11 protein-coding genes are annotated in these 16,680 nt (G+C 70.3%); all 11 read right to left on the minus strand.

The window, feature by feature from the left end:
- Positions 1-51: 51 nt before the first annotated feature.
- Positions 52-1,599, minus strand: a complete 1,548-nt coding sequence (locus NLX86_RS06005; RefSeq protein WP_254370530.1) for a glycosyltransferase family 4 protein — start codon at positions 1,597-1,599, stop codon at positions 52-54.
- 39 nt (positions 1,600-1,638) lie between these two features.
- Positions 1,639-2,922 carry a nucleotide sugar dehydrogenase gene (locus NLX86_RS06010; protein ID WP_254370531.1) on the minus strand — a complete coding sequence of 428 codons (1,284 nt, stop codon included), beginning with the start codon at positions 2,920-2,922 and terminating at the stop codon, positions 1,639-1,641.
- Positions 2,919-4,538: a glycosyltransferase gene (locus NLX86_RS06015; protein WP_254370532.1), complete on the minus strand. Its 1,620-nt coding sequence runs from the start codon at positions 4,536-4,538 to the stop codon at positions 2,919-2,921. Before NLX86_RS06015 ends, NLX86_RS06010 begins: the two co-directional genes overlap by 4 nt.
- Positions 4,535-6,130: a glycosyltransferase family 4 protein gene (locus tag NLX86_RS06020; RefSeq protein WP_254370533.1), complete on the minus strand. Its 1,596-nt coding sequence runs from the start codon at positions 6,128-6,130 to the stop codon at positions 4,535-4,537. The genes NLX86_RS06015 and NLX86_RS06020 overlap by 4 nt, the downstream gene beginning before the upstream one ends.
- A complete protein-coding gene (locus NLX86_RS06025) occupies positions 6,120-7,142 on the minus strand; it encodes a Gfo/Idh/MocA family protein (protein WP_254370534.1) in 1,023 nt (340 codons plus the stop codon). The genes NLX86_RS06020 and NLX86_RS06025 overlap by 11 nt, the downstream gene beginning before the upstream one ends.
- Entirely contained in the window at positions 7,139-8,257 is a 1,119-nt protein-coding gene (locus NLX86_RS06030) for a DegT/DnrJ/EryC1/StrS aminotransferase family protein (protein WP_254370535.1), read from the minus strand. Before NLX86_RS06030 ends, NLX86_RS06025 begins: the two co-directional genes overlap by 4 nt.
- Before the next feature lie 313 nt (positions 8,258-8,570).
- Complete coding sequence (locus tag NLX86_RS06035) at positions 8,571-12,557, minus strand: Rne/Rng family ribonuclease (RefSeq protein ID WP_254370536.1); 3,987 nt, start codon at positions 12,555-12,557, stop codon at positions 8,571-8,573.
- A gap of 232 nt (positions 12,558-12,789) precedes the next feature.
- The gene (locus NLX86_RS06040; protein WP_254370537.1) at positions 12,790-13,566 is read right to left on the minus strand and encodes a TIGR03936 family radical SAM-associated protein; all 777 of its coding nucleotides are present in this window, start codon (positions 13,564-13,566) and stop codon (positions 12,790-12,792) included.
- Between the two features lie 261 nt (positions 13,567-13,827).
- The gene (locus tag NLX86_RS06045; protein WP_254370538.1) at positions 13,828-14,259 is read right to left on the minus strand and encodes a PIN domain nuclease; all 432 of its coding nucleotides are present in this window, start codon (positions 14,257-14,259) and stop codon (positions 13,828-13,830) included.
- Entirely contained in the window at positions 14,229-14,477 is a 249-nt protein-coding gene (locus NLX86_RS06050) for a type II toxin-antitoxin system VapB family antitoxin (protein WP_254370539.1), read from the minus strand. Before NLX86_RS06050 ends, NLX86_RS06045 begins: the two co-directional genes overlap by 31 nt.
- A gap of 145 nt (positions 14,478-14,622) precedes the next feature.
- Complete coding sequence (locus tag NLX86_RS06055) at positions 14,623-16,548, minus strand: TIGR03960 family B12-binding radical SAM protein (RefSeq protein WP_254370540.1); 1,926 nt, start codon at positions 16,546-16,548, stop codon at positions 14,623-14,625.
- Between the last annotated feature and the right edge of the window lie 132 nt (positions 16,549-16,680).

Here is a 16,680-nt window from a genome sequence, read left to right on the forward strand (position 1 = left end):
CAGCTCCCTGGCCGGGAAGGGCCGGGGAGCTGTCCGAGGTACATCAGAAGATCACGAGAGATCGGCGAGCAACCGTTCGTACAGGGCGACGTACCTCTCGGTCTGAGCCTCCCAGCTCCACTCGTCCAGCATTCCGGGACGGTCGTACGGCCTGCGGAACCGCTCCCTGTCGCCCAGGACCGCTTCCACCGCACGGGCCAGGTCCTTGGTGTCCTCTGAACGGAAGACCAAGCCATTGCCCACCCGGCCGACCTCGTCGGCCATGGCCTTCACATCGCTGACCACCACGGGCAGACGAGCCTGCATGAACTCGAAGAACTTGGTGCTCAGCGCGACTTCGTGGTTGACCGGCCCCTTCCGGAGGGGGTGTACCCCGATGTCCGCCGTGGACAGGAAGCCCACCAGGACGTCGTACGGGACGTATGGCATGAAGTGCACTCGGTCACTCGCGCCAACCTTCGCGGCCTTCTTCCTGAGCGATGCCACGTAGGCCCCATCGAGGTTGTTGGTCACGAAGGCCGCGTGCGTGTGCGGAAGGAACTCCAGCGCTTCCACGAGGGTGAGCAGGCCGCGCTGCGGACCGGCGGCACCGCAGTAGACCGCGAGCTGTACCTCGGCGCTCAGGCCGCACGCCGCACGCACGTCGCGCGCACCGCTCTCCGTCGCCCATGCCGCGTTCTCGCTCGCCACCAGCTTGGGCGGAGCGTTCAGCGTCACTTCCGGACGCTCGACAAGGCTGTGTGATGCTTCGAGCATCTCGGCCAGTGCGGGCGAGACGGTGACGACGGCGTCCGCGTACCCGATGTGCTCACGCTCATAGCCGATCTGGGCCGCGAGCCACTTCTTGCCCGGCGCGTTCAGGCCGGGGACGAACTCGTGGGCGTCGTAGACGAGCCTGATGGTGCGGCCCGACCGGCGGGCACGGGCGACATAGCGCGCCGCTACACCGATCATCCGGAAGTCATGGGCGTGGATCAGATCCGGCTTCAGCCGGTCGATCTCCGCCTGGTAACTGATCTCGTAACGGTAGGGAAGCGGGTCCAGCCGCCGCCACGCCCGGTCCCCCATCAAGGCGGTCCAGACGCGGGCCTCGATGTCTTCGAGGGTTCCGTCGTGCTTCACCCGGGCGCCCAGCGCGACAGGCGTCTGCTTGGCCCGCGCCTCGATGAAGTCGCGACGCACCTTGGCTGCCACCCGCTGCACGACGAACGGCAGGCCGCGCGTGGTAGGACCCGCGGCGGATATGCCCGTGCGCGCTGCGGCGCCGATGCTACCGACCTGCAGTTCGGCGCGATCAACCTCGATCTGGTTGCGCTTGAACTCGGACCGGGCCTTCGACGGATACGCGAGGGGATAACGCAGCCGGTGCAGCCGCAGGCGCAGCGTCTTCCTAGCCACCAGGTGCTTCAGCGGAATCCGGTGAACCTGCGCCTGACCGATCTCATACTCGTCAGCCCCCGCGACCGGCGCCTTCCCCAGGAGGTGGACTTCCCATCCCGCATCGGCCATCGCCCGGGCGCTCTTCTGTACCCGCGAGTCGCCATCGATCGTGTTGTCCACGAGCATGACGACGCGTCCGGGACGCTTCGCTGGAGTCACTTCACTTCCTCGATTCGTCGGAAGGCGCCGAACAGCGGTTCAGCCACCGATGACGACGCGGCGGACACCTTCCCAGCGGGCCGGGTCCGTGGTGCGGCGGCCGTCGACCAGGACGCGGACGCCCGGCAGGTCGGAGGCGGCCAGCTCGCGGTACTCCGCGTGGTCGGCCTGCAGGATCGCCGCGGTGACGGCCTGGCCCTCGTGCGGGACGAGACCGTGCGCGACAAGCTCCTCGGCCGTGTACATCGGGTCGGAGACGAACGGCACCGCGCCGCGCGCCTTGAGCGCCTCGACGGTCGGGAAGACGCCGGAGAAGGCCGTCTCCTTCACACCGCCGCGGTACGCCGCGCCGAGCACCAGGACACCCACACCGTCCAGGTCGCCGTAGGCGGCGGCCAGCAGGTCGACTGCGTACGCCGGCATCGCGGCGTTGGCCTCACGGGCCGAGCGCACGACGGTCGCCTCCGGGTCGTTCCACAGGTACATCCGCGGGTAGATCGGGATGCAGTGGCCGCCGACTGCGATGCCGGGCTGGTGGATGTGGCTGTACGGCTGGCTGTTGCAGGCCTCGATGACCTTCTTGACGTCGATGTCGTTCCTGTCGGCGAACCGGGCGAACTGGTTCGCCAGACCGATGTTGACGTCGCGGTACGTGGTCTCGGCCAGCTTCGCCAGCTCGGACGCCTCCGCGGTGCCCAGGTCCCACACGCCGTTGGGCTGCGCGAGGTCGGCGCGCTCGTCGAAGTCGAGAACCTGCTCGTAGAACTCGACACCGTGCTGCGCCGACGCCTCGTCGATACCGCCGACGAGCTTCGGGTAGCGGCGCAGGTCCGCGAAGACGCGGCCGGTCAGCACCCGCTCCGGGCTGAAGACGAGGTGGAAGTCCTTGCCGGCGGTCAGGCCGGAGCCCTGCTCCAGCATCGGCGCCCAGCGGGTGCGGGTGGTGCCGACGGGCAGCGTGGTCTCGTACGACACCAGGGTGCCGGGCTTGAGACCCGCGGCGATCGCCTTGGTCGCGGAGTCCATCCAGCCGAAGTCCGGCACGCCCTCGCCGTCGACGAACAGCGGCACGACGACCACGACGGCGTCGGACTGGGCGACAGCGGCGGCGGTGTCCGTCGTCGCGGAGAGCAGACCGGCGCCGACGGTCTCCTTGAGCAGACGGTCGAGGTCGTGCTCGCCCGGGAAGGGCTCGGTGCCGGCGTTGACCAGCTCGACGACCTTCTCGTTGACGTCGGCGCCGATCACGCGGTGGCCCTTGGCGGCGAACTGCACGGCGAGCGGCAGGCCGATCTTGCCGAGAGCGACTACACAGATATTCATCGGGTTACTTTCCTCTTCAACCGGGACAGCTGGCGCCGGATTCGTACGCGGGTGGCGGGCTTGGGCTCCCACAGCGGAGCGGTCGTGATCGTCAGCCACCCTCTGGGGTTCGCGTTGGCGTGGATGCGATACGGGTGGTCGCGCCGCCAGCGGCGGGCCAGCGGCAGGGGCATCCCCTGGGTCTTGACCGGGATCTCGTATGTCGAGCCGGCCACGTCGAGATAGACCCGCACACCGAGCTTCGCCTTGCGGCGCTCGACCGGGATCCGGGCATGCAGGACCGCGCCGTCGGCATCCGTCTCACGGGTCAACTCCCCTACCACGGACGGGAGTTCGTTCCCCGCGGACAGACACCTGCCGGCGGCTGTGGTCGCGGTCCTGGGCAGCTCGCCGGGGACCAGCCGCACGACCGGGTTGCCGATGTCGCCGGCGGCCCGGATCCGTACGGAGACGGCGACGGAAATCTCGCCGTCCTCCTGCTCCCAGCCCGCCGAGACCAGCCGCACCGCGTCCGCGACCGCCTTGGGCTCCGGGTTCAGGATCTCGAACGTGCGGTCCGGCAGACCGAGTTCGTCCCGGAAGCCCGGGTAGCGGACGTACGCCCGCCCGTCCTCGATCAGCAGCGGCGGGGCGCCGCGCTCGGCCTCCGAGCTGATCGCCCGGACCAGCTCGGCCACGGCTCCGCGCCGGGCCAGGCTGATCCTGACCCGCCGCTTGACATCAATGGCATCGCGGACCGCGTCCGTGAAGTACGCGTCCGCCAGTTCGCGGATGCCGTCGCAGACTTCCTGCTGTACCTGCGGATCAAGGAGAAGGAAGTCGTCCTGGACGAGCTTGGGGATCTCCCAGGTGAAGTGCCGCTCGAAGACGGCGTCCTGCTTGGGGCCGGCCTCGATGAGCCCGGCCGCGAACTTCATGATCTCCGCCGTGCAGCGCAGCCGGACCAGATGGTCCGAGCGGTACGTGATGTTGCTCGCGTCGCCGCGCTTGACCGCGTAGTAGTACTTGTAGTCCGCGAGCACGGACACCTTCCGGGCCCGGATGCAGGCCTCGAGGGTGAACGGCATGTCGCTGCCGACCGGAAGGTCCTCGGGGAAGCGCAGCTTGTGCTGCTCCACGAGGTCCCGGCGGAAGAGCTTGATGTTGGCCAGCGTGAACGGCAGCGCCGAGTCGTACAGGCTGATGTCCGGGTCGGACTTCTGGAACAGCGCCTGATGCGCGTAACGCCCGTTGGTGCCGACCATCCTGCCGATCACCACGTCGGACTCGTGCTCGTCGGCGTAGGCGACCATCCGCTCCAGCGCCTCGGTGCCGAGGTAGTCGTCCGCGCCGATGAAGAAGACGAAACGCCCGGTGGCCACCTCCAGGGCCCGGTTGCTCGGAGCAGCCGGGCCACCGGAGTTGGCCTGGTGGATCACCTTGAAGGTGCCCGGATAGCGCGCGGCGAAGCGGTCGAGCTCCTTGCCGCTCTTGTCGGTCGACCCGTCGTCGACCGCTACGATCTCGAGCCGCTCCAGCCCGATGCTCTGCTTGACGAGCGACTTCAGACAGTCCGTCAGGTAGGGCATCGTGTTGTAGACGGCCACGATGACCGTGACGTCCGGCGTTCTGGTCATACCCCCGCCCCGTCGGCGACTTCCTGCTGTCCGGCCGCTTCGGCCACCACTCGCTCGCTGCCGGGCACCAGGCGCGTGTAGACGCGGTCCAGGTTCTCCGCCTGCGCCTCCCAGGTCCACTGCTCCAGCAGCCCCGGGGTGTCGTACACGTCCCGGTACTTATTGGGGTCGGCCAGCACGGCCTTCACCGCGCGGGTGTAGTCCTCCACATCCTCGGCCTTGAAGACCTCGCCCTGTCCGGTCTCCGCGACCATCGCGCCCATCGTCTTCACATCACTCACGACGAACGGCAGCCGTGCGTGCGAGTACTCGAAGAACTTGGTGATCAGGGCGATCTCGTGGTTCGGCCAGTGGTGGATCGGAATGACGCCGATGTCCGCCGCCGAGAGGAACGGGACGACCTGGTAGTGCGGCACGTACGGCAGGATGTGCAGCCGGTCGCGCACACCCAGCTCCTCGGCCCGCCGCGCCAGGCCCTTCATGTACTCCGAGTTGGGCCGCAGCACGACGAACGCCACATGCAGCTCGGACAGTTGCGGCAGCGACTCGACCATGATGTCGAGGCCGCGCTGCGGGGCCGCCGCACCGCTGTACACGGAGAGCGGGACGTCCGGGCCGATGCCGCACAGCTCGCGCAGGTCCGGAACCGGCTCCGCGGCCTGCTCGGGCGACACCTCCTCCTCGGGCGCGTTGAGCACGATCGACGGCTTCTCGCTGAGGTTGTGCCCCTCGGCGAGCATGTCCGCGAGCGTGTCGGAGACGGTCAGCACGGCGTCGGCGTACTTCGAGTACTCGCGCTCATGCCCGATCTGGGCCACGTGCCAGCGCGGGTGCGGGTCCCACGGCTTGATGCCCGAGACCAACTCGTGCGCGTCCCACACCAGCTTGACGTCACGGCCCGTGGCGCGGCCCCGGAGAGCCGCGCGGGCGCCGACGCCGAGCATGCGGAAGTCGTTGGCGTGGATCAGGTCGGGCTCGAGCGCGTCGAGGACCTTGCCGTACGCCAGCTCCAGGTCCCACAGGTACGGGTCGAGCTTGCGCCAGGCCCGGTCGCCCATGACCCGCAGCCAGAAGGCCGTGGTCAACCGGTCGAGGGTGGAGTCCATCTGCTTGCGGCGCTGCTCGAGCGCGTTCGTCTGCCGGACGCGCGCCCCGACCCAGCGGCTCTGCACCTTGGCCGCCACACGCGGCACGGCCAGCCGGAGCTTGGTCACGGCCGAACCCTGCTGCTGGGCCAGGATGAGCCGCATGTTGAGGTCGACCCGCCAGGCCCTGGCCTTCTGCCGGCGGTACGCGGCGAGCGGACCCACCGGGTAGGCCAGCGGCGAGCGGAGCACGGCACGACGGTACTCGTGCCGGCGCCGCTGCATCGGGCCGGGCACGCGCAGCAGCCTGACCTCCGCGTCACCGAGCTGCCAGCTCTGGCCCTTCCTGGTGGGCGACTTGCCGAGGAGGACGACCTCCCAGCCGGCCGCCGCCGCGGAGCGCGCTTCCTTCTGGACGCGCGAGTCGCCGTTCACGCCGTTGTCGACGAGCATGACGACGCGACCGCGGGTGCCTCGCTGCTGGCTCGGGATACGGTCAGGCTCCATCTGCCGCAAGCGCCTCTCTGTCCAGGGCCACGGTGAGTCCGTTCTTCGCCGATTCCAGCACGGCCGCGGCGACTTCCACCGTACGCAGACCTTCACGCAGTGTGGAGATGTTGCTCGGCTTGCCCTGCACGGCGTCGCGGAAGTTCTCGTGCTCGACCAGCAGCGGCTCACGCTTCGGGATCGCGTACCGGATCATGTCGCCCTCGGCGACACCGCGGAAGGCCTGCAGGGCCTCCCACTCGGTCTCCTGAGCGGCGTTCGAGTAGAACGTGAGGTCCGCGGTGAGGGTGTCGGCGATGAAGCAGCCGCGCTCGCCGGTGACCGAGGTGAATCGCTCCTTCAGCGGGCTCAGCCAGTTCACGAGGTGGTTGACCATCGTGCCGTCGGCGAGCTGGCCGACGGCCGCGACCATGTCCTCGTGCGGGCGGCCGCTCTTGGACACCGTGTGGGCCGCGATGGACACGTAGTCCTGGCCGGTCACCCACGCGGTGAGGTCGATGTCGTGGGTGGCGAGGTCCTTGACCACGCCGACATCGGCGATGCGGTGCGGGAAGGGGCCCTGGCGGCGGGTGACCACCTGGAAGACCTCGCCCAGTTCGCCGGCTTCGAGCCGCTTGCGCAGGCTCTGCAGCGCCGGGTTGAAGCGCTCGATGTGGCCGACGCCGGCCACCAGGCCGCGGGTCTCGAACGCCTCGACGAGACGGCGTGCGCCCTCGACGGTGTCCGCGACCGGCTTCTCGATCAGCGCGCAGACACCGGCCTCGGCCAGCTTCAGGCCGACTTCCTCGTGCAGGGCGGTCGGGCAGGCGACGACGACGTAGTCGACACCGAGCGCCAGCAGCTCCTCGACGGTGGACAGGACGGGCGCGCCGCCCGCGGCACCGAACTTGTCGCCCATCGGGTCGACGACGCCGACCAGCTGTACGCCTTCGAGGCTCGCGAGCACACGGGCGTGGTGACGCCCCATCGAGCCGAGGCCGATCAGACCGGCCCGCAGTCCAGCGGAAGTCACAGGTTCTCTCCAAGCGCGTTCACGGCGGCGGCAATGCGTTCCAGGTCACCCTCGGTGAGCGAGGGGTGGATCGGAAGCGAGACGACTTCGGCGGCTGCCCGCTCGGTCTCGGGCAGGTCCCAGGTGCGGCCGGCCTTCTGGTCCGGCTCCCAGTACGGCTTCAGCCGGTGGATGGGGGTCGGGTAGTACACAGCGTTGCCGATGCCCGCCTCGGTCAGCTGCTGCATCGCGGCGTCCCGGTCACCCTGCACCCGGACGGTGTACTGGTGGTAAATGTGGCGTGCACCCTCGGCGACCGGCGGGGTGACCACGCTCGACGTGGTGATGGCCTGGTCGAGGTACGCGGCGTTGGCGCGGCGCTGCTCGGTCCAGCCGTTCAGCTTCGACAGCTGTACGCGGCCGACGGCGGCGGCGACATCCGTCATCCGCATGTTGGCGCCGACGATCTCGTTGGCGTACCGCTGCTCCATGCCCTGGTTGCGCAGCAGGCGCAGGGTGCGCGCGACCTCGGCGTCGCCGGTGGAGATCATGCCGCCCTCGAGGGAGTGCATGTTCTTCGTCGGGTAGAAGCTGAAGGTGCCGCCCGAGCCGAAGGCGCCGACGGGGGTGCCGTTCAGGGCCGCGGCGTGCGCCTGGCAGGCGTCCTCGACGACGGCGAGCTTGTGCTTGGCGGCGATGGGCATCAGCTTGTCCATCGCGGCCGGGTGGCCGTACAGGTGGACCGGCATGATCGCGGCGGTGCGCGGGGTGATGGCGGCCTCGACGGCGGCCGGGTCGAGTCCGAAGCTGCCGGGCTCGATGTCGGCGAAGACGACATCGGCGCCGACCAGGCGGACCGCGTTCGCCGAGGCGGCGAACGAGAACGACGGGACGATGACCTCGTCGCCCGGGCCGATACCCAGGGCCAGCAGCAGCAGGTGCAGCGCGGAGGTACCCGAGTTCACGGCCACGCAGTGGCGTCCGTCGACCAGCTCGGAGAAGCCCTCCTCGAAGGCGGCCACCTCCGGACCCTGCACGACGCGACCGGTGCGCAGTACGCGTACCGCGGCCTCGATCTCTTCTTCACCGATCACCGGGCGCGCAGCAGGGATCGGCTGCTCGTTGACGCTCGACATGGACGTCCTCCTTCAGCACCGCAAGAGCTCTATGTGTGGCAGAGGTCTGGGGTGCGGACGTCTCTCGAGGCCGCGCTGTTCCCCTCCGGCACAAAGCCGACGCCCTACCGAGGAATTTCAGGACCGGTTCGTCCCGGACCGGGACCGGTTCGCCGACGGCAGTCTCCGTGGGGAGGTGCGAGTCGGCAACGACCGGCGTCACATTATCAGGAATTTCATGGGGCAAATCGCGGGTTGCAAACGCGTAAAGGCAACGATTCCGCCACGGAAAAGCGGTCCGCCCCGGTCAATCGAGGGCGGACCGCTTCCCCGCTCAGTCCTGTGTCGAAACCGACACCGACGACTGCGCCTGCTGCTGCGTGGCGACGGTCTTCTTCGTCGCCTTCTTGGCGGTCGTTTTCTTGGCCGCGGTCTTCTTGGCGGCCGTCTTCTTGGTCACAGCCTTCTTCGCCGTGGCCTTCTTGGCCGTCTTGCGTGCCGTCTTCTTCGCCCCGGCGGCCTCCGCCTCCGGCTCGGGCTGCTGCGCCTCGGGCTCGGGCTGCGACTCGGACGCCACCACGACGACGGCCTCGGCGGCACCGGCCGGCGAACCGGCGGGCGCGGTGACCTTGCGGGTCACCCGGCGCCGCGCGCGGGGCGCGGCCGGCTCCGGCTGCTCCGGCGCCTCCGGCTGCTCCGGCACCTCGGCGACCGCGACCGGGGCAGCGACCGGAGCCGGTGCCTCGATGACGATCTCGGCGGCGGCCTCGGGGGCCGCCTCCTCCGCCGGCTTCGGGGAACCTGCCGGTGCCGTGGCCTTACGGGTGGCCCGGCGACGGGTCCGGCCCTGCGGCGCGGCCTCCTCGACGACGGCCTCCACGGGCGCGGCCACGGGGACCTCGGCCGGGGCGGCCTCGACGACCGGCTCCGGCTCGGAGACCCGTACGGCCTCGGACGCGGGCGCGGGCACCGGCTCCTCCGTCGGCTCGGCCGACTTCGGCGCACCGGCGGGCGCGGTCGCCTTACGGGTCGCCCGGCGGCGCGAACGGCCCCGCCCGCCGACCAGACCCGCGGCGGCCTCGGCTTCCTCGACGCTGTTGAACAGCTCCTCGTCCATCGAGAACTCCGGCTCGGGCAGCGCCACCGGAACAGCCGCCTCGGCGGCGACCTCGGCCTCGGACTCTGCCTCCGCCTCGGTGTCCGCCGTCACGAACTCGTGCTCGTGCGCCTGCTCCGGCACACCGCCACGGGCGCGCTTCTTGGCACGCTTGCCGCCGCCCCCGCCACCGGCGGCAGTCGGCTGCTCCATGTGCACGATCACGCCACGGCCGTTGCAGTGCACGCAGGTCTCGGAGAACGACTCCAGCAGACCCTGGCCGACCCGCTTACGGGTCATCTGGACCAGGCCCAGCGAAGTGACCTCGGCCACCTGGTGCTTCGTACGGTCACGGCCCAGGCACTCCAGCATGCGCCGCAGCACCAGATCCCGGTTGGACTCCAGCACCATGTCGATGAAGTCGACGACGACGATGCCGCCCAGGTCGCGCAGCCGCAGCTGGCGCACGATCTCCTCGGCCGCCTCCAGGTTGTTCCTGGTGACGGTCTCCTCGAGGTTGCCGCCCTGGCCGGTGAACTTGCCGGTGTTGACGTCGATCACGACCATGGCTTCGGTCTTGTCGATCACCAGCGAGCCGCCGCTCGGCAGCCAGACCTTGCGGTCCAGCGCCTTCATCAGCTGCTCGTCGATCCGGTACGTGGCGAAGACGTCGACCTCGGAGGTCCACCGGGACAGCCGGTCGGTCAGGTCCGGGGCGACATGGTTGACGTAACCGTGGATCGTCTCCCACGCCTCGTCACCGCTGACGATGACCTTGGTGAAGTCCTCGTTGAAGATGTCGCGCACGACGCGGACGGTCATGTCCGGCTCGCCGTACAGCAGCGTCGGCGCGCTCGAGGCGCCACCGCTCTTCGACTTCTTCTGGATGTCCTCCCACTGCTGCTGCAGCCGCTCGACGTCGCGGCGCAGCTCGTCCTCGCTCGCGCCCTCCGCGGCGGTACGGACGATGACGCCCGCGTCCTCGGGGACGATCTTCTTGAGGATGGTCTTCAGACGCGCACGCTCGGTGTCGGGCAGCTTGCGGCTGATGCCGGTCATCGAGCCCTCGGGCACGTAGACCAGGTAGCGGCCGGGCAGCGAGACCTGACTGGTGAGGCGGGCGCCCTTGTGGCCGATCGGGTCCTTCGTCACCTGGACGAGGACCGACTGGCCGGACTTGAGCGCGGACTCGATACGGCGCGGCCCGTTGGCCATGCCCAGCGCCTCGAAGTTGACCTCACCGGCGTACAGGACGGCGTTGCGGCCCTTGCCGATGTCGATGAACGCGGCCTCCATGGACGGCAGTACGTTCTGCACCTTGCCCAGGTAGACGTTGCCGACGTAGCTGGTGGCCTGCTCCTTGTTGACGTAGTGCTCGACGAGCACGTCGTCCTCGAGGACGCCGATCTGGGTGCGCTCGCCGCTCTGGCGGACGACCATGACGCGCTCGACGGCCTCGCGGCGCGCCAGGAACTCCGCCTCGGTGATGATCGGCACCCGGCGGCGGCCCTGCTCGCGGCCCTCGCGGCGGCGCTGCTTCTTCGCCTCCAGACGGGTCGAGCCCTTGATGGACTGCACCTCGTCGGACGGCTCTTCGCTCTTACGGGACGGACGCGGCTCGCGGACCTTGACGACCGTACGCTCCGGGTCGTCGGCGCCGGCACCGGTCTCAGCCTCGGGACCGGCGTCACCGCTGCGGCGGCGACGACGACGGCGACGACGGCTGGAAGCCGACCCGAGCCCGGAGGAACCCTCGTCCTCGTGCTCGTCGTGCTCCTCTTCGTCCTGGTCGGCAGCGCCCTCGGCGTCCTCCCCCTCCTCGCCCTCGCCGGCCTCGTCCAGCTCGGCGGACTCGCCACGGCGACGGCGGCGGCCACCACGGCGGCGGCGGCGCGCGCGGCGGTCGCCGGACTCGTCGGTGTCCTCGTCCTCGGCGCGCTCGTCCTCGACGGACTCCTCGGCCTCCGCGGGCGCTTCGACCTCGGCGCGCTCGGCGACGGGCTCCGGCTCGACCGCACCACCACGACGGCGGCGACGGCGCGAGGCGGCCTGCGGCGCGGGGGCCGCCGCCTCCTCTTCCTCCGGCTCGGCGCGCTCCGCCGCCTCGGCGGCAGCGGCGGCGGCCGCGGTCTCGGGGGTCTGGAACACCGGCTCGGCGAAGACCGGCGCCTGGAACACGGCCACGGTCGGGCGCGTCGCACGGCGGCGCGAACGCCCGGGCGCGCTCTCCTCCGCCTCGGCCTCGGCCGGGGCGGCGGGCTGCGGAGCAGGGGTCACCGGCTGGCGCGTCGCACGGCGGCGGCCACGGCCCTGCGGCGCGTCGACGGCGTCGGCCACGGTGACGGCTTCGCCCTCGGGCTCGGCGGCGCGGCGGCGACGGCGGCTGCGCGTCCCCTCCTCGGCGGCCGGCTCCTCGGCGGCCGGCTCCTCGGCGATCTCGGCGGCGATCTCGGCAGCGGCGTCCGCGGGCAGACGCTCGCCGTCCTCGTCCACGGCCTCGTCCTCTGCGGCGGGTACCTCGGCCTGCGGGGCGGTCGCCTTGCGGGTGGCACGACGACGCGTACGGGCCGGGGCGGCCGGCTCGGTCGCGGCCTCGGCGGCCGTCACGACCTCGGCCTCCGCGTCAGGCATCGTCTCGCTCTCGGCGGCCTGCGGTGCACCGGCGGGCGCGGTCGCCTTACGGGTCGCCCGACGGCGCGTACGCGCCGGGACGGCCGGCTCGGTCTCGACCTCAGCGGCCGCTACCTCGCTCTGGGCGGCTGCGGCTGCTGCGGGGGCACCCGTCTCGTCGGCCTCGGCCTCGGGGCCCTTGGGCGCACCGGCCGGAGCTGTCGCCTTACGGGTCGCCCGACGGCGCGTACGCGCCGGGACGGCCGGCTCGGTCGCGGCCTCGGCAGGGGTCACGACCTCGGCCGCAGCGGCAGCCTCGGCCTCCGCGTCGGGCGCGGTCTCGGCGGCGGCCGGCGCACCTGAGGGCGCGGTCGCCTTACGGGTGGCGCGACGGCGCGTACGGGCCGCCGGAGCGGCCTCGGTCTCGGCCTCGTTGCCGGCGGCGGCATCCGCCGCCTCCGGTGCCGCTGCTGCCCCGGGCCCGTTCTCGGCCGCGACCGGCGGTCCCGCGGGGCGGGACGCCGCGCGGCGGCGGCGCGGAGGCAGCGTGTCGCTGGGGCTGTTGTCTACGGCGCTGTTGTGCACCGGCTCATTGGATTCGTTCGGCTCAAGCATGCGGGCGGTTCTCCCGTCGCGCTCCCGGGCGCCACGCCTGTTTCCGGTCCGTCACGGTCCGCGTGATAAACGCGGAACCGCCGTCCGGGGCGCGGGCGCCGCACGGGAGCTGTTGTCTAGCTCGCCGGTTCCGTACGCGACATGCGTACGGCCTGGCGAAAGTCTTCAGGTCAGTGCGCTGCCCGACCCAGGTGGCTCCCGAGTACCAGGGCTGCGCCAACGACGACCGCTTTTACGCGGAACCTTCCGGCGCCTTCGCGGCGGCGAGTCCGGCGGCCTTGGGTGGGGCGGCCGTGACTGCCTCGCGGTCGGGCGCGAGCGGGTCGGTCACCGTGCCGGACTCCTCGTCGAAGAGCCCCTGCGCCAGCCTGGTCACCGCTGCGGGGACCGGCGGCGCCAGGTCGGCCACAGCTCGGAGACCGGACAGGACGTCGTCGGGTCGCACGGCAGGTGTCAGGTGCCGTACTACCAGCCGCAGTATCGCACAGGCGTCGTCCACCGGCCTATCAGCCTGGGGAGGAAGCGCCTCCAGACCCGCTACCGCGCCTCGCGCGTCGAAGCTGCGCATGCCGTTCTTGGTGCGGCGCTGGACCTCGACGGTCTCGGCGGCCAGGAAGGTCTCCACGGCCCGTTCGGCGTCCGCGAGCGGGACACCGTCCAGGCGCAGCTCCCAGACGGAGGCGGTCAGCCGGTCGGCGAGTCCCGAGGTCCGGGCCTCGACGGCGTCGGTGATGTCGAGCCCGTCCGGCAGCGACTCGTCGAGCAGCTCGCGCAGCTTGTCGGGGTCGCGGGCCTCGGTGAGGGCGATCTCCAGGTACTCGGCCTCGCTGCCCGTGCCGGTGGGTGCGGCATTGGCGTACGACACCTTGGGGTGCGGGGTGAAACCGGCCGAGTACGCCATGGGCACCTCGGCTCGGCGCAGCGCCCGCTCGAAAGCGCGCTGGAAGTCACGGTGGCTGGTGAACCGGAGGCGGCCGCGCTTGGTGTAGCGCAACCGGACGCGCTGCACTGCCGGTGCGGGCGGCGGGCCTTCGGGCTGTCGCTTGCCCAGTGGTTCTTCTCCTCGGTGTGGGGCGGCGCGCTCGCGCGCCGCCCTCGGGACGTCAGGACGGTGCCGCCTCGGCGTCGCCCCGTCCGGCTCACCCCCGCATGTGCGGAGAGATCTCAGGAGCGGGCGCCGCGCCGGCGACAAGTCGTTGCACTACCCAGAGTACGCGCCGGGGGCCGTACCGGTTCCACGGCCATGGGCCGGGACTCCCCGCCTCACGTCTCAGTGGATCGATCCCGGCGCAGCAAGCCACTGGGTTCTGAGGCCGATGTGCTCGGCGACGGTCTCGAAGTCGCGGTCGTAGTGCAGCACCGTGAGGCGGTGGTGCATGGCCGTGGCGGCGACAAGCAGGTCAACGAGGCCCGCGGAGCGTCCGCAGCCGGCCTCCACCAGGAGGCGCTGCATCTCGAGAACCGACAACCAGGCGTCTTCCGGGACGACATGCCATGCATAGAGGTCCCCGAACGCCTCGCGCATCTCCCTGTAGTGAGCGGCCGACTTCGCCGAGTACAGCGCTTCCACCTCGGTCGCCGCACACATGCCGATGCGCCCCGCAGTGAGCGCGGACTTCCACATCGCCAGCGGTTCAGGCCGCATGATCCGGTGCGCCGCCGACGTGTCGATCAGGAAGCCAGCACCTCCTGGGTCTTCCACGTCTTGCGCACCTCCTCCTTGAAGCCGGGCTCGCGCCCCTTGTCGAAAGCACCTTCTTCATCGAGCTTGATGAGCTTCGCCAGAGCCCGCTCACGACGGACGCGTGCTCCTATTTCCTCGAGCGCCGCGTTGACGGTGTCCTTCTTCGTCTTGGTGCCGAGCGCCTGGGCCGCGAGCGCCAGAGCTTCCTCGTTGATGTCGATCACGGTCTTGGCCACCCGGACCACCTCCCTGAGTATTCATAAGCACGCACCTCAGGATATCCGTGACACCGCACTGCAGAAACCTTCCATCACGCCTCGAATAAACATGCCCCCCACCGATCCCGGTGGGGGGCATGCTCGTGGAGGGCTCAGGCGACGGTCACTTCACGACTGTCAGCGGCAGCAGTTTCTTGCCCGTCGGACCGATTTGAATATCCAGGTCGAGCTGAGGGCAGACGCCGCAGTCGAAGCACGGGGTCCAGCGGCAGTCCTCGACCTCGGTCTCGTCGAGTGAGTCCTGCCAGTCCTCCCAGAGCCAGTCCTTGTCGAGACCGGAGTCCAGGTGGTCCCAGGGCAGGACCTCCTCGTACGTACGCTCACGCGTCGTGTACCAGGCCACGTCCACGCCGAACTCGGGCAGCGTCTTGTCGGCGGCCTCCATCCAGCGGTCGTACGAGAAATGCTCACGCCAGCCGTCGAAGCGGCCGCCCGACTCGTAGACGGCGCGGATGACCGAGCCGATGCGGCGGTCACCGCGCGAGAGCAGGCCCTCGACGATGCCCGGCTTGCCGTCGTGGTAGCGGAAGCCGATGGAGCGGCCGTACTTCTTGTCGCCGCGGATCTTGTCGCGGAGCTTCTCCAGGCGGGCGTCCGTCTCCTCGGCGGAGAGCTGCGGGGCCCACTGGAACGGGGTGTGCGGCTTGGGCACGAAGCCGCCGATCGACACCGTGCAGCGGATGTCGTTCTGGCCGGAGACCTTGCGGCCCTCGGCGATGACCTTGACCGCCATGTCGCCGATCTGGAGCACGTCCTCGTCGGTCTCGGTCGGCAGGCCGCACATGAAGTACAGCTTCACCTGGCGCCAGCCGTTGCCGTACGCGGTGGAGACCGTTCGGATCAGGTCCTCCTCCGAGACCATCTTGTTGATGACCTTGCGCATGCGCTCGGAGCCGCCCTCGGGGGCGAAGGTGAGACCGGAGCGACGGCCGTTCCTCGTCAGCTCGTTCGCCAGGTCGACGTTGAACGCGTCCACGCGGGTGGAGGGCAGCGAGAGGCCGATCTTGTCTTCCTCGTACCGGTCCGCGAGGCCCTTGGCGATGTCGCCGATCTCGCTGTGGTCCGCGGAGGACAGCGAGAGCAGGCCGACCTCCTCGAAGCCGGTCGCCTTCAGACCTCGGTCGACCATGTCGCCGATGCCGGTGATGCTTCGCTCCCGTACGGGGCGCGTGATCATGCCGGCCTGGCAGAAACGGCAGCCGCGGGTGCAGCCGCGGAAGATCTCGACGGACATCCGCTCATGGACGGTCTCCGCGAGCGGGACCAGCGGCTGCTTCGGGTAGGGCCACTCATCGAGGTCCATGACGGTGTGCTTGGACACGCGCCACGGCACGCCGGACCTGTTCGGTACGACACGGGCGATGCGGCCGTCCGGCAGGTACTCGACGTCGTAGAAGCGCGGGACGTAGACACTGCCGGTCTTCGCGAGGCGGAAGAGGACCTCGTCACGTCCGCCCGGACGGCCCTCGGCCTTCCAGGTGCGGATGATCTCGGTCATGTCGAGGACGGCCTGCTCGCCGTCGCCGATGACCGCGCAGTCGATGAAGTCCGCGATCGGCTCGGGGTTGAAGGCGGCATGGCCGCCCGCGAGCACGATCGGGTCGTCGATCGTCCGGTCCTTGGAGTCCAGCGGAATGCCCGCCAGGTCCAGGGCCGTGAGCATGTTGGTGTAGCCGAGCTCGGTGGAGAAGGAGAGCCCGAAGACGTCGAAAGCCTTCACCGGGCGGTGCGAGTCGACAGTGAACTGCGGGACCTGGTGTGTGCGCATCAGCTCCTCGAGGTCCGGCCACACGCTGTACGTGCGCTCGGCGAGGACACCCTCGCGCTCGTTGAGCACCTCGTAGAGGATCATGACGCCCTGGTTGGGCAGCCCGACCTCGTACGCGTCCGGGTACATGAGTGCCCAGCGGACGTCGCAGCTCTCCCACGGCTTGACGGTGGAATTCAGCTCACCGCCGACGTACTGAATGGGCTTCTGCACGTGCGGGAGCAGAGCTTCGAGCTGTGGGAAGACCGTCTCGGCAGACATCTCGCGAACCTTCGTGAGCTGGCAGGGGGCGACTCACAAGCGTAACCCGATTGAGAGCCGCCCCCGGCACGGTGATCGACGGTCGCCTTGAGGCCCGGTACACCCCCGAATGGGCGGGGAAGCCCGTGCATG

The organism is Streptomyces sp. A3M-1-3 (genome assembly GCF_024213665.1).
Classification (GTDB): domain Bacteria; phylum Actinomycetota; class Actinomycetes; order Streptomycetales; family Streptomycetaceae; genus Streptomyces.